The following is a 14,295-nucleotide window of genomic DNA, read 5'->3' on the forward strand; positions in this document are numbered from 1 at the left end:
CCGGCGAAGGCGACGGGTGGCGCTCCTGGCCATCGGCGCCATGACCTCCGGCCTCCTCCTGGCGGCCCAGCCCCCGGCCGCCGCCGGGATCAACCTCCTGAAGAACCCCGGCTTCGAGACCCCCGGCACCGGCCAGGACGGAATGCCCGACTGCTGGTCCAGGTCCGGCTGGGGCGACAACGACGTCACGTTCACCACCACGACCGACGCCCACTCCGGCAACCGTGCCGTGAAGGTCGAGCTGACGCGCCGCGTCGACGGCGACCGCAAGGCCCTCGTCACCGAGTCGGCGGCCTGCGCCCCCGCCGTCGCCACCGAGCGGCAGTACGACCTGTCGCTCTGGTACAGGTCGACGACCCCCGACGCGGCGATCACCCTCTTCCGGCACGACACGACCACCGGCTGGCAGTACTGGACCGACCTCAAGACCCTTCCGGTGGCCGGCGCCTACACCCGCGCCGAGGTGCGCACGCCCGTCGTGCCGCCGGGCACCGACCGGATCGCCTGGGGCGTGTCCGTCTTCGGCACCGGCAGCGTCACCACCGACGACTACACGATGGAGGAGGTCGCCCCGCCCGCGCCCGACCCGGTGTGCACGGGCACCGCCGAGGAGTGCGCCAAGGGCAGGTGGCAGGTCCTGGGCGTGAAGAACCCGGTCCGTTCCATGCACTCGGTCGTCCTGCACAACGGCAAGGTGCTGCTGATCGCCGGTTCGGGCAACGACCCGGAGATGTTCGAGGCCGGCACCTTCACCTCGGCCGTGTACGACCCGGCGAACGGCTCGTTCAGGACCATCCCCACACCCGTCGACATGTTCTGCGCCGGCCATGTGCAACTGTCCGACGGCCGGGTGCTGGTGATGAGCGGCAACAAGGGCTACCCGTCCGCCGACGGGAAGATCGGCTACCAGGGCCTGAAGGACTCGTACGTCTTCGACCCGGCCACCGAGACCTATACCAGGACCAACGACATGCACGACGGGCACTGGTACCCGTCGGCGACGATCCTCGGCAACGGCGACGTGATCTCCTTCGGCGGCCTGAAGGAGGACTCCACCGGCAATGTGACGGCGGAGAGGTTCTCCGCCGCGCAGCACAGGTGGCTGCCGGTGAACGAGGTCAAGCAGACCTGGTCGTACTGGGGCCTGTACCCGTCCATGATCCTGATGCAGGACGGGCGGCTGTTCTACTCCGGCAGCCACACCTTCGGCAACGGCACCCCGGGCACCGGCGCCTCCATCTACGACTACGACGCCAACACCGTCACCGACGTACCGGGGCTGCGGAACAAGGACCAGCGCGACGAGTCCGCGAGCGTGCTGCTGCCGCCCGCGCAGGACCAGCGGGTGCTGACCATCGGCGGCGGCAACAACGAGACGAACCCCGCCGCCAACCGTCTCACCGACATCATCGACCTCAAGCGGCCGGACCCGGGCTACGTCGCCGGGCCCCCCATCCCGCAGGGCCTGGTCGACCAGGGGCAGGGCAAGCGGCCGCAGACCGGTGACGAGGGCAAGATGTTCGTCTCGGCGGTGCTGCTGCCGGACGGCAAGGTCCTGGAGACCGGCGGCGGCCTGCACGACCGGGCCGACCCGGTGTACGAGGCGTCGTTCTTCGACCCGGTCACCAACACCTACGAGGCGGGCCTGGCCGCCGACCCGGTGCCGCGCACCTACCACTCGTCGGCGTTCCTGCTGCCCGACGGCCGGGTCATGGCGGTCGGCGACAACCCCGGCAACGGCTCGTACAACCACGACGTTTCGGTCTACACGCCGCCGTACCTGCTGAAGGGCCCGCGCCCGAGGATCACCTCCGTGATCGACGGCAGGTGGAACTACGGAGACACCCAGCGGATCACCGTCGACCGGCCGATCGCCAAGGCCGAACTGATCCGACCGGCCGCCGTCACCCACTCCTCCGACCCCAACCAGCGGTTCGTGGACCTGCCGCTGTCCGTGATCGACGACCGGACCGTCGACCTGAACGTGACCGCCAACCCCAACCTCGCCCCGCCCGGCTGGTACATGCTCTTCGCGGTGGACGCCAACGGCATCCCGTCCGTCGCCCAGTGGGTGCACCTCGGCGGACCGGCGGCGACGGCGGCGCAGGCGGAGCGGTCGGCGCACGCGCACGACTTCGCCGGCAGCCTGGCCGCCGCCCCGAAGAAGCCGCTCAAGAAGCGGGACTTCGCCCCGGTCGGCCCGCGCGTCGCCGGGTGCGACCGGCACTACGGCACGGCCGGGGTGTGCGTACCGACGGTGTTCCCTCGGTCGGTGAAGGCGACGACGCGGGCCCGGTGCGCGTGGCTTGCGGACCACGACTACGGCCGCCTGAAGGTCAACGGCAAGGACGACCCGCTGCGGCTCGACCCGGACGGGGACGGCACGGCCTGCGGGAAGGGAGACGTCCGCGGGGCCCCGCCTACCCGGTGAGCCCGCCCCCGAGCGCGTCCAGGGTCCGGTGCACGAGCGCGACCAGATCGTCCCGCTGGTCGTGCTCGGCCCAGTAGGCCATCGCCTCGCCGAAGGCCCCCAGCGCGGCGGCGGTGAGGACCCGCACCTGAAGGTCGTCCGCGCCGCGCCCGGTGCGGTCGGCCAGCACTCCCGCCAGCAGCCGCGAGGTCCCGGCCGTCGTTACGCCCGCCCGGGCGCGTACGGCCGGGACCTCCGCCATCAGCCGGGCGCGCCGCCGCGTCTCCTCCGGCTCGTGCGCCAGCAGGGCGGCGGCGGTCCGGGTCAGGACCGAGCGCAGCGACTCCAGCGGCTCCTCGCCGGCCGGCCGTTCGCGCAGCGCGTCCGCCATGACCGGCCCGTACTCGTCGGTGAGGACGATGTCCTCCTTGGCGGGGAAGTACCGGAAGACGGTGCTGGGCGACACCTCGGCCGCCTCGGCGATCTGCTCCACGGTGGTCGCCTCGTACCCCTGGTCGGCGATGAGCCGATGGGTGGCCCGCCGGATCGCGACCCGCGTCTTGAGCTTCTTTCGCTCCCGCAGCCCCATGGGCCGGCGCGCCGCGGCGAGGGGGCCGAGGGGGTCGAGGGGAGCGAGGGAGTCGGCGGGCATGTGGCTCATTGTCCGCCATCGCCCGGGTGTGCGAACGGCCGTGACACGGGGTGCGGTCAGGCGTGCTGGTGGGTCACCAGGGAGATGCCCACGTAGTGGGCGGTGAACGCGGCGAGCGTCAGGGAGTGGAAGACCTCGTGGAAGCCGAACCACCCCGGTGACGGGTTGGGGCGCTTGAGCCCGTAGACCACGCCGCCCAGGCTGTAGAGCAGTCCGCCGGTGACCACCAGCACGAGCACCGCGACACCGCCCGTGCGCAGGAAGTCGGGCAGGAAGAAGACGGCCGCCCAGCCCATCGCGATGTAGCACGGCGTGTAGAGCCAGCGGGGCGCGCCGACCCACAGCACCCGGAAGGCGATCCCCGCCACGGCCGCCGCCCAGACCGCCCACAGAAGCACCCGCCCGGTGGAGTCCGGGAGCAGAAGCAGCGTCAGCGGGGTATAGGTGCCCGCGATGATGAGGAAGATATTGGCGTGGTCGAGGCGGCGCAGCACGGCCGTGGCGCGCGGGCCCCAGTCGCCCCGGTGGTAGAGGGCGCTCACCCCGAAGAGCAGGCAGGCCGTGACGGCGTAGATCCCGCAGGCGACCCGGGCACGGGTCGTCTCCGCCTGCGCCGTCAGGACGATGCCGGCGACGAGGGCGGCCGGGAACATGCCGGCGTGCAGCCAGCCGCGCAGCTTCGGCTTCACCGGTGGAGGGTCGATTTCGGTCACTTCGCGCCCGGCTGCAGTCATGACCGAATGTTACCGACGCCCCCACGGATACCGGCAACGAGTGGCCATGCTCACGTGAGAGGCCCTCTGGACATATGCGCACAAGACACGGATGATCAGATGAGTGCGGTCGGCACCGGATGAGCGCCAGAGGTCATGCAGTGAAGCATCCGGGTCGCAGCCCCCACGGGGCAGACAACCCAAAACCCCTCAACAAGGAGCAATCGTGGCGCGCGGTAATGCGGCTCCCACCACCGTCCCCACCCACCACCAGGGGCTGATCTCCTGGGTCGACGAGATCGCAGCAATCACGCAGCCGGACAACGTGGTCTGGTGTGACGGTTCGGAGGCCGAGTACGAGCGCCTGTGCGAGGAGCTCGTCGCCAAGGGCACGTTCCGCAAGCTCGACGCCATCAAGCGTCCGAACTCGTACTACGCCGCGTCCGACCCGACCGACGTCGCGCGGGTGGAGGACCGCACCTTCATCTGCTCCGAGAAGGAGGAGGACGCGGGCCCGACCAACCACTGGAAGGCCCCGGCGGAGATGAAGGAGATCTTCGCCGGTGAGAAGGGGATCTTCCGCGGCTCCATGAAGGGCCGCACGATGTACGTCGTGCCCTTCTGCATGGGCCCCGTCGGCTCGCCGCTCTCCGCCATCGGCGTCGAGATCACCGACTCCGCGTACGTCGCCGTCTCCATGCGCACCATGACCCGCATGGGACAGGCGGTGCTGGACGAGCTGGGCGAGGACGGCTTCTTCGTCCGCGCCGTCCACACCCTCGGCGCGCCGCTCGCCGAGGGCGAGCAGGACGTGCCGTGGCCCTGCAACTCCACCAAGTACATCTCGCACTTCCCCGAGACCCGCGAGATCTGGTCCTACGGCTCCGGCTACGGCGGCAACGCCCTGCTCGGCAAGAAGTGCTACGCCCTGCGCATCGCGTCCGTCATGGCGCGCGACGAGGGCTGGCTCGCCGAGCACATGCTCATCCTCAAGCTCACCCCGCCGCAGGGCGAGTCGAAGTACGTCGCCGCCGCCTTCCCGTCCGCCTGCGGCAAGACCAACCTCGCCATGCTGGAGCCCACGATCTCCGGCTGGACCGTCGAGACGATCGGCGACGACATCGCGTGGATGCGGTTCGGCGAGGACGGCCGGCTGTACGCGATCAACCCCGAGGCGGGCTTCTTCGGCGTCGCGCCCGGCACCGGCGAGCACACCAACGCCAATGCCATGAAGACCCTGTGGGGCAACGCCGTCTTCACCAACGTCGCGCTCACCGACGACAACGACGTGTGGTGGGAGGGCATGACCGAGGAGGCGCCGGCGCACCTCACGGACTGGAAGGGCAACGACTGGACGCCGGACTCCGGCACCCCGGCCGCCCACCCCAACGCCCGCTTCACCGTCCCCGCCTCCCAGTGCCCGATCATCGCGCCCGAGTGGGAGGACCCCAAGGGCGTGCCGATCTCGGCGATCCTCTTCGGCGGTCGCCGCGCCAGCGCCGTCCCGCTGGTCACCGAGTCCTTCGACTGGCAGCACGGCGTCTTCCTCGGCGCGAACGTGGCGAGCGAGAAGACCGCCGCCGCCGAGGGCAAGGTCGGCGAGCTGCGCCGCGACCCGTTCGCCATGCTGCCCTTCTGCGGCTACAACATGGGCGACTACATGGCCCACTGGGTCAAGGTCGGCAAGAACGCCCCCGACCAGGCCAAGCTGCCGAAGATCTACTACGTCAACTGGTTCCGCAAGAACGACGCCGGCAAGTTCGTCTGGCCCGGCTTCGGCGAGAACAGCCGCGTCCTGAAGTGGATCGTCGAGCGCCTGGACGGCAAGGCCGAGGGTGTCGACACGCCGATCGGCATCCTCCCGACGCGGCAGTCCCTCGACACGGACGGTCTCGACATGCCGGAGGAGGACCTCGACTTCCTCCTGAAGGTCGACACCGAGGTCTGGCGCGAGGAGGCCGCCCTCGTGCCCGAGCACCTCAACACCTTCGGTGACCACACCCCCGCGGAGCTGTGGGACGAGTACCGCTCCCTGGTCGCCCGTCTGGGCTGACCGTCGGATCTCGTGGCGGGTCAGCCCGACATCCGCCCTGACCTGTGGGTTCACGAATGACCCGCCGCGATGCGATCGGCCCTCGAAGTCCCCTCAGGCTTCGGGGGCCGAGCCTTGTGCGGGTGGCAACCCGGCCCGCGCCCTCCCCGGGCGCGGACCGGGGCCGTCAGAGGGCGCCGACTGGACGGGGCTCGTCCAGGGCGGCGGTGTGCGCGTCCATGCGCTCGGCGGCGAGGATCGCGGCGGCGGTGTCGGCCCGGGAGGCGGCGACGACCAGGGCGCGGCCCGCGAGGGCGTGGGCGCGGCGGTGCAGGGTGACGGGATCGGCGCCGGTGAGGCCCGCGTGCCGGGCGGGCGGGGCGCCGCGCAGCCGGGCGACCTGGCGCGCGATGCTCTCGGCCGCCGCCGTGTCGCCGAGCTCGTCGGTCACGGCGAGCAGGGCGGCGAGGTGGCCGGCGAGCTGGATGTCCAGCTCCTCCTCGCGCGAGCGATGCGGGATGCGGTCCGGGGCGTCGTCGGCCATCCGGTGGACCGACTTGGTGCGGATCGGTTCATACATGGTGGACGGCCTCCTGCTCGGTGACAGGAGACCATCCTACCTTGGATCGTGTCTAAAGTTGAGCTGACTCCATGCGTTGGGGTCAGTGCTGGCCGTAACCGTCGAGGAAGGTGCCGATCCGGGTCACCGCGTCCGCCAGGTCCGCCGCGTTCGGCAGGGTGACGATCCGGAAGTGGTCCGGCTCGTGCCAGTTGAAGCCCGTCCCGTGCACCACCATGATCTTCTCGGCCCGCAGGAGGTCGAGCACCATCTGCCGGTCGTCCTTGATCTTGTAGACGTCCGGGTCGAGCCTCGGGAACAGGTACAGCGCGCCCTTCGGCTTCACGCACGTCACGCCCGGGATCTGCACCAGCAGTTCGTACGCCACGTCCCGTTGCTCCAGCAGCCGGCCGCCCGGCCGCACCAGCGCCTCGATCGACTGGCGCCCCTGGAGGGCGGCGGCGATGGCGTGCTGGGCCGGCATGTTGGCGCACAGCCGCATGTTGGCGAGGATCGTCAGCCCCTCGATGTAGGAGGAGGCGTGCGCCTTCGGCCCGCAGACCGCCAGCCAGCCGCTGCGGTAGCCGGCCACCCGGTAGTTCTTCGACATGCCGTTGAAGGTCAGCACCAGCAGGTCGGGGGCGATCGCGGCGGTCGGGGTGTGCGTGGCGCCGTCGTAGAGGATCTTGTCGTAGATCTCGTCGGAGCAGACGACCAGGTTGTGCCGGCGGGCGATCTCGGTGAGGCCGCGCAGCATCTCGTCGTCGTACACCGCACCCGTCGGGTTGTTCGGGTTGATGATGACGATGGCCTTGGTCCGGTCGGTGACCTTGCGCTCGATGTCGGCGAGGTCCGGCATCCAGTCCGCCTGCTCGTCGCAGCGGTAGTGCACCGCCGTACCGCCCGCGAGGGAGACCGACGCCGTCCACAGCGGGTAGTCCGGAGCCGGTACGAGGACCTCGTCGCCGTCGTCGAGCAGTGCCTGCATCGCCATCTGGATCAACTCGGAGACGCCGTTGCCGAGGTAGATGTCCTCGACCGAGAGCGGGATGCCCCTGGTCTCGTAGTGGCTCATCACCGCGCGGCGGGCCGACAGCAGGCCCTTGGCGTCGCCGTAGCCGTGCGACTCGCCGAGGTTGCGGAGCATGTCCTCGAGGATGGCGGGCGGGCACTCGAAGCCGAAGGCGGCGGGGTTGCCGGTGTTCAGCTTCAGGATCCGGTGACCGGCGGCCTCCAGCCGCATCGCCTCCTCGAGCACCGGGCCCCGGATCTCGTAACAGACGTTGGCGAGCTTCGTGGACTGGATCACCTGCATGCCGCGAGCTTACGGCGGTGACGGGTGGGGCGCCTCGTGTTTTGTGCCACTTCGCCCCCGCCCACCGCCCCCCTTGATCGCCCCGGGCCGGTCCGGGCATCATCGGCGGATGACCGCTTCGGGGCGTTTCGAGGGGTACGGCGTACTGGTCACCGGCGCGGCGCGCGGGATCGGTGAGGCCACCGCGCGCCGGTTCGGCGCCGAGGGCGCCCGGGTGCTGGTGGTGGACCTCGACGAGGGGCCCGCGCGCGAGGTGGCCGGGACGATTCCCGGGTCGTTGGCGCACGGGTGCGACGTGGCCGACCGCGAGGCCGTCGAGGCGGCGGTGGAGTACGCCGTGGCGGCGTTCGGCCGGCTGGACGTCCTCGTGAACAACGCCTTCGCGCGCACCCCGGACGCGCCCCGCTTCGAGGAGGAGGCCGACGAGGTGTGGCGGCGGTCGCTGGACGTGACGCTGCTCGGCGCGCTGCGGTGCGCGCGGGCGGCGCTCCCGCCCCTGGCGGCGTCGGGGCGCGGCGCGGTCGTCAACATCGGGTCGGTCAACGCCGAGCAGGCCTTCGGCGGCCACGCGTACAGCGCCGCCAAGGCCGGGCTCACCTCGCTCACCCGCACCCTCGCGGCCGACGCCGCGCCGCGCGGTGTCCGAGTGAACCAGGTCAACCCCGGCACGATCCGCACGCGCGCCTGGGAGGGCCGGGAGCGCGAGCTGGAGGAGCTGGCCGACCGGGTGTACCCGCTGGGCCGCGTGGGTGAACCCGAGGACGTCGCGGCGGCGGTGGCCTTCCTCGCCTCGCCGGACGCGTCCTGGATCACCGGGACGACGCTCCGCGTCGACGGTGGCCTCCTGGCGGTCAACACCGGCTTCGCGCGGGCCCTCGCGGACGACTGACGCCCTGTCCCGTGACCCCGCGGCCCCGCGGTCCGCTGGGTCCATTGGTTCCTGGCCCGGTGCCCGTGGGCCCGGTGACCCGGGGGCCCCGGGGTCCGCTGGGTCATGGGCCCTCGGCCCCGCCGTCCGCCGCCGGCGAGTCCGGGCGCCGGGCCCGCCGGGCTCGCCGGGCTCGCCGGGCCCGCCGGTGAGTCGACCCGCAGAACTCCGGAGTGCCGCGTCCCGGGAGCCGGGCCGGGCCCCGGGGCGGGTGCGTCCGCTCAGCGGACTCCGCACGGCCGAAAACGGTCTCCTCGCGCGCCCGCGCCAACCATCACAATGCGCATGACAAAGTCATCGCCCAGAGGGGACCCCCCACATGCGCAAGCCTCTCGCCGGCGCGCTGCTCGCACTCGTGCTCCTGGGAGCCGGTGCACCGACCGCCACAGCCGCCGCACCCACCACAGCCGCCCCGGCGCCCCCCGCCGTGCCCGCGCCGGCCGTCCGGGCCGTCGACTTCGCCGGAACCGTCGCGCTCAGCAACTGCTCCGGTGCCGTCGTCCGCGTACCCGGCTCGCAGCCCACCGACCCCGCGCTCGTCCTGTCGAACGGGCACTGCCTGGAGAGCGGGATGCCCGCACCCGGCGCGGTCGTCGTCGACAAGCCCTCCAGCCGCACCTTCGGCCTGCTCGACTCCGCCGGCACCAAGGTCGCCACCCTGCGCGCCGCCAAGGTCGCGTACGCGACCATGACCGACACCGACGTCTCCCTGTACGAGCTGACCAGCACCTACGCCCAGATCCAGGCGCGCTACTCCATCCGGGCGCTGGAACTGAACGCGACGCGTCCCGCCCAGGGCGCCGCGATCAAGGTCGTCTCCGGCTACTGGAAGCGGATCTACAGCTGTTCCGTCGACGGCTTCGCCTACCGGCTCAAGGAAGCCGGCTGGACCATGAAGGACTCCGTCCGCTACACCGCCGCCTGCGACACCATCGGCGGCACCTCCGGGTCGCCCGTCGTCGACACCGCCACCGGCAAGGTCGTCGCCGTCAACAACACCGGCAACGAGGACGGCCGGCGCTGCACCATGAACAACCCCTGCGAGGTCGACGAGAACGGCACCGTGACGGTCCGCCCGGGCATCAACTACGCCCAGCAGACGTACGGCATCGTCGCCTGCGTCGGCACCGGCAACAAGATCGATCTGACCCGGCCGGGCTGCGCCCTGCCCAAGCCGTAGCGGGGCCTGCCCGGCCCGCCCGATAGGTTGGCGGGTCATGTGGGCAATGAGCGCTGTCGGGTACCGCCGGCTGGGCGCGGCCGGATCGGCCGCGGTGGCCGCGGGCGGCTGGGCCGCCGGAACGCTGCCGTCCCGCGACCCGTGGGGGATCTGGGTCCCCCACGGGCCGGGCGTCACGGTGGCGGCCACCGTCCTGGCGTACCTCGGGCTGACCCTGCTCGTGGTCGCCTGGTGGGGATACGGCAGGGCCGGGTCGTCGGTGCGCCACACCCTGGTGACGCTCGGCTGGTGGGTCGCGCCGATGCTCCTCGCCCCGCCCCTCTACAGCGCCGACGTCTACAGCTACATCGCCCAGGGCGCCATGGTCCTGGAGGGCCACGACGTGTACGGCGCCGGGCCGTCCGTGCTGGACCCGGCCGGTATCGGCGGGGACGCGGCCGCGAGCGTCGGCGGCCACTGGACGGACACGCCGGCCCCGTACGGGCCGGTGTTCCTGGTGCTGGCGCGGGCGGTGGCCGGGGCGACGGGCGGGACGATCGTGCCCGCGGTGCTCGCGATGCGGCTGATCGCGCTGGTGGCCCTGGTCCTGATCGTCCTGGCGCTGCGCCGGCTGGGGCGTGAGCACGGCGGGAGCGGTGGACGCGGCGAGGGCGGCCTGCGGGACGGGGGCGGCGAGCGCGGGGCGCTGTGGCTCGGGGCGCTCAACCCGCTGCTGCTCATGCACGTGGTCGGCGGTATGCACAACGACGGGCTCATGATCGCCCTCATGCTGGCGGGCGTGGTCCTCGCCCGGCGCGGCGGCTGGATCACGGGCAGCGCGGTCGTCGGGCTGGCGATGATGGTCAAGTCCCCGGCCGCCGTGGCGCTGCTCTTCATCGGCGTCCTGGCCGGCCGCGCCGCCGGCGGCCCGCTCGCGCGGCGCGTCGCCAAGGGGCTCCTGGGGCCCGGCCTGGTCGCCGGGACGGTCGCCGTCGCCGCGACCCTGCTCGCGGGCACCGGGTTCGGCTGGCTGCGGACCCAGAGCGTCGCCGGGACCATCCACACCGCGCTGTCGGCCACCAGCGACCTGGGCCTCGCCCTCGGTGGGCTGCTGCACCTGCTCCTGGGCGCCGACCCGGACCCGGTCGAGGCCGCCGTCCAGCGCCTGGGCCTGGCCGCGGCGCTCGCGCTGATCGGGTACCTGGCGTGGCGATCGGCGCGTGGCCGGCTGGACCCGGTGCACGGCCTCGGTCTGTCGCTCGTCGCCCTGGTCGCCCTGTCGCCGATGGTCCAGCCCTGGTACCTGCTGTGGGGCACCGCCGTGGTGGCCGCCAGCGCGTGGGACGGCCGCTCCGGCCGGGTCCTGCTGGTGCTGAGCGCCGCCCTCGTCTACGAGACGGCGCCCTCCGGCCGCACCCCGGCGTACGGCTTCGCCCTGGCTGCCCTGGTCTGCGCCGCCGGGGCGCTGCTCCTGCGCCGCGAGGCGGCCCGTGCCCGCCGTCCCGGGCGGCTTCCCGCTCCCCGCGCGGCGCGGCGGGACGAGGTCCGTACGCCCTGACGGGAAGGGCGCACCCGGCGCCGCCGGGCCGGTCCGCCCGGCCGCGCCTAGCGCACGGGCGTACGCCGGACGGCGCGGCCGGCCAGGGTGTCCGTCCGGTGACCGTCCTCGATGACGAAGCGGCCGTCGATCAGGACGTACGGGATGCCCACCGGGAGGGTGCGGGGGGCTTCGAAGGTGGAGCCCGCCGCGACCGTGTCCGGGTCGAAGAGGACCAGGTCGGCGCGGTGGCCCTCGCGGACCAGGCCGCGGTCGGGGAGGCGGAGACGGGCGGCGGGGCGGGAGGTGAGGTGGGCGACCGTCTCCTCCAGCGACAGCACGCCCAGTTCGCGCGTGTACCGCCCCAGGTAGTGGGGGAACGTGCCGTACGCGCGCGGGTGCGGCTTGGCGCCCTGGAGGATGCCGTCGGAGCCGCCCGTGTGGACGCGGTGGCGCATGAGGGCCCGCACGTTCTCCTCGTGGCCGACGTGCTGGAGGATCGTCGTGCCCAGCCCGTCCTCGACCAGCAGGCGGCGCGCGGTGGCCCAGCCGTCCAGGCGGCGGCCGACGTGGGCGGCGAGCTCCGGCCTGAGGACGCCCGAGACCTCGATGGTGTCCCACTCGACGGGTACGCCGTGACAGCCGTCCGAGCCGGTGACCTCCAGGTGGTGGCGGATCCGCTCGGCCGTGGCGTCGTCGCGCAGGCGGGCCAGGACCGCCTCCGGGCCGCCCTCGCTCGCCCAGCTCGGCAGCACCGCGACGAGCGTGGTGCAGCCGGGCGTGTAGGGGTAGGTGTCGAGCGAGATGTCCGCGCCGTCCGCCAGTGCCTCGTCGAGCAGCGCGAGCAGCGCGGGCGCCCTGCCCTCGTTCACACGGAAGTTCATGGTCGCGTGCGCCAGGTGCAGCGCGCAGCCGGCCTCCCGGGCGAGGGCGACCATCTCCGCGTACGCCTCCAGGGCGCCGGCGCCGTAACTGCGGTGGTGCGGGCAGTAGTAGCCGCCGTACGCCGCCACGACCCGGCAGAGCTCCGTCAGTTCGGCGTCGCGCGCGTACATCCCGGGCGTGTAGGTGAGGCCGGACGACATGCCGACCGCGCCCTGCTCCAGGCCCTCCGCGACGAGCTGCCTCATCCGGGTCAGCTCGGCGCCGGTGGGCGGGCGGTCCTCCCAGCCCATGGCGTACGCGCGGACCGTCCCCTGCGGGACGAGGTACGCCGCGTTGACCGCGATGCCCTGGCGGTCCAGGCGGTCGAGGTACTCGCCGACGGTCCGCCAGTCGAGGTCCACGGTCGTGTCCCCGGGCGCCCCGCCGTTCCAGCCGCTGATGGCCCGGCGGACCTCGTCGAGGGTGCGGTCGTCGACCGGCGCGTACGACAGGCCGTCCTGGCCCAGCACTTCGAGCGTGACGCCCTGCGCGGCCTTGGCGCTGTGGTCCGGGTCCCGGAGCAGCGCCAGGTCGCTGTGGGCGTGCATGTCGATGAAACCGGGGGACAGGGCCAGCCCGTGCGCGTCCAGGACGCGCCGGCCGGACAGCGCCGGGTCGCCCTCGCGGCGGATCGCGGCGATCCGGCCGCCGGTGACGCCGACGTCGGCGCGGTACGACGGGCCACCGCTGCCGTCGACGACGCGGGCGTCCCGTATGACGAGGTCCACTCCGGGCGCTCCTAGAAGAAGGTGCGGACGAAGTCGGCGACCGTGCCGTCCGCCTCGACCACCGGGATCAGCTGCCACTTGTCGAACGACGTGCACGGGTGCGACAGGCCCATGCCGACCCAGTCGCCCACCTCCAGCTCCGCGCCCGGCGCGGTCTCCAGCCAGGCGTGCTGGTCGGACAGGCGGGTCACCGCGATCCCGTCCGCCGGGCGGACCGACCCGTCCCGCGCGGAGCGGACGACCTGCGCCTCGGGCAGGTGCAGGTCGTACGCGGCGTCCCGCTTGCCCGCGTTGACGAACGCCTGCTCCGCCGTCGGGCGGGACACCACCTGCGCCCACAGCCGGAACGCGGGGCGGAGGGCACCTTCCCCGGGAACCCGGTTGAACGGGGTGAGGTCGCGGTACTGGCCGTCGTCGTGCGACACGTACGCCCCGGAGCGCAGCAGCTTCAGCACCGGGCGGGACAGCGCGGGGAGTTCGGCGAACACCTCGGCGACCGTGTCGAACCAGGCGCTGCCGCCCGCGCTGACGACGATCTCGCCGAGGTCGTCCGCGAACCGGCCCGCCGTGTCGAACGCGACGGCGAGAGCGGTGAGACGGCGCAGCCAGGCCCGCACCGCGCCGGGCGTCGCGTCCGGCACCTCGCCCTCGTACCCGGCGACCCCGGCCAGCCGCAGCGTGCCGGTGGCGGCGACCGCGTCCGCCACGGCGGCGCAGTCCGCCTCCGTACGCGCCCCGGTGCGCGCGCCGTCCCCCGCGCCCAGCTCGACGACGACGTCGACGGGGCGGGCGGACCCCCGCAGGGCCTGGTCCATCAACTCGACGCCGCGCACGGAGTCGACGTAGCAGAGGAAGCGGAAGTCCGGGTCGCGCTCCAGCTCGGCGGCCACCCAGCGCAGCGCGGCGGCGTCGACCAGCTCGTTGGCGAGGAAGATCCGGCGGATGCCGAAGGCCCGGTAGACGCGGGCCTGGTGCGGTACGGCCGCCGTGATGCCCCAGGCGCCGTACGCGACCTGCCGGTCGAACAGCTGCGGAGCCATGGAGGTCTTGCCGTGCGGGGCGAAGGCGAGGCCGTGCCGCTCGGCGTAGGTCCTCAGCTGCGCCAGGTTGTGCTCCAGGGCCTCGGCGGAGAGGGCGAGGACGGGGGTGGTGAAGCCGCCGGTGAACAGGTCCCGGCGCTGGGCGGCCAGCTCGCCCACGGTGAGGCCCTCGGCGTCGGCGGGGAGCCCCTTGAACCGGTGGTCGACGCGCTCGGCTCCGAGGTCCTCGGCCCTGAGGTGGCCGGTCCCATGGGGTCCGGTCCCGTCGGGCCGGGCGCTGAGGTGTCCGGCGGCCATG

Annotated in this window: 11 protein-coding genes; 5 read left to right on the top strand and 6 right to left on the bottom strand. The window is 73.0% G+C overall.

The window, feature by feature from the left end:
• Positions 1-40: 40 nt before the first annotated feature.
• Complete coding sequence (locus tag IE109_RS12330; protein ID WP_189550960.1) at positions 41-2,431, top strand: galactose oxidase early set domain-containing protein; 2,391 nt, start codon at positions 41-43, stop codon at positions 2,429-2,431.
• Here the strand turns inward: IE109_RS12330 and IE109_RS12335 are convergent.
• Positions 2,421-3,062 carry a TetR/AcrR family transcriptional regulator gene (locus IE109_RS12335; protein ID WP_229890915.1) on the bottom strand — a complete coding sequence of 214 codons (642 nt, stop codon included), beginning with the start codon at positions 3,060-3,062 and terminating at the stop codon, positions 2,421-2,423. The two genes, IE109_RS12330 and IE109_RS12335, sit on opposite strands and share 11 nt — an antisense overlap.
• A 56-nt stretch (positions 3,063-3,118) precedes the next feature.
• Entirely contained in the window at positions 3,119-3,796 is a 678-nt protein-coding gene (gene trhA / locus IE109_RS12340; RefSeq protein WP_189550844.1) for a PAQR family membrane homeostasis protein TrhA, read from the bottom strand.
• Positions 3,797-4,001: 205 nt separating this feature from the next.
• Here trhA and IE109_RS12345 point away from each other — a divergent pair, with 205 nt between their 5' ends.
• Positions 4,002-5,828: a phosphoenolpyruvate carboxykinase (GTP) gene (locus IE109_RS12345; protein ID WP_189550845.1), complete on the top strand. Its 1,827-nt coding sequence runs from the start codon at positions 4,002-4,004 to the stop codon at positions 5,826-5,828.
• A 166-nt stretch (positions 5,829-5,994) separates the two neighbouring features.
• On the opposite strand, the gene IE109_RS12350 is transcribed toward IE109_RS12345, so the two are convergent.
• Positions 5,995-6,387: an SCO4983 family protein gene (locus IE109_RS12350; RefSeq protein ID WP_189550846.1), complete on the bottom strand. Its 393-nt coding sequence runs from the start codon at positions 6,385-6,387 to the stop codon at positions 5,995-5,997.
• Between the two features lie 82 nt (positions 6,388-6,469).
• Entirely contained in the window at positions 6,470-7,681 is a 1,212-nt protein-coding gene (locus IE109_RS12355; RefSeq protein ID WP_189550847.1) for a pyridoxal phosphate-dependent aminotransferase, read from the bottom strand.
• Between the two features lie 109 nt (positions 7,682-7,790).
• Here IE109_RS12355 and IE109_RS12360 point away from each other — a divergent pair, with 109 nt between their 5' ends.
• The 3 genes from IE109_RS12360 (at position 7,791) to mptB (ending at position 11,326) form a co-directional block, all read left to right on the top strand.
• Positions 7,791-8,570 (top strand): SDR family NAD(P)-dependent oxidoreductase, encoded by a 780-nt coding sequence (locus IE109_RS12360; RefSeq protein ID WP_189550848.1) that lies wholly within the window; start codon positions 7,791-7,793, stop codon positions 8,568-8,570.
• 358 nt (positions 8,571-8,928) lie between these two features.
• Complete coding sequence (locus IE109_RS12365) at positions 8,929-9,789, top strand: S1 family peptidase (RefSeq protein WP_189550849.1); 861 nt, start codon at positions 8,929-8,931, stop codon at positions 9,787-9,789.
• Between the two features lie 37 nt (positions 9,790-9,826).
• The gene (gene mptB, locus IE109_RS12370; protein ID WP_189550850.1) at positions 9,827-11,326 is read left to right on the top strand and encodes a polyprenol phosphomannose-dependent alpha 1,6 mannosyltransferase MptB; all 1,500 of its coding nucleotides are present in this window, start codon (positions 9,827-9,829) and stop codon (positions 11,324-11,326) included.
• 47 nt (positions 11,327-11,373) lie between these two features.
• Here the strand turns inward: mptB and IE109_RS12375 are convergent, their stop codons facing one another.
• Together IE109_RS12375 and IE109_RS12380 are read right to left on the bottom strand one after the other, a co-directional pair.
• Positions 11,374-12,957 carry an N-acyl-D-amino-acid deacylase family protein gene (locus IE109_RS12375; protein ID WP_189550851.1) on the bottom strand — a complete coding sequence of 528 codons (1,584 nt, stop codon included), beginning with the start codon at positions 12,955-12,957 and terminating at the stop codon, positions 11,374-11,376.
• 11 nt (positions 12,958-12,968) lie between these two features.
• Positions 12,969-14,294, bottom strand: coding sequence for an alanine racemase (locus IE109_RS12380; RefSeq protein WP_189550852.1), 1,326 nt, complete (start codon positions 14,292-14,294; stop codon positions 12,969-12,971).
• Between the last annotated feature and the right edge of the window lies 1 nt (position 14,295).

This window comes from Streptomyces lavendofoliae (genome assembly GCF_014649735.1).
GTDB classification, from domain to species: domain Bacteria; phylum Actinomycetota; class Actinomycetes; order Streptomycetales; family Streptomycetaceae; genus Streptomyces; species Streptomyces lavendofoliae.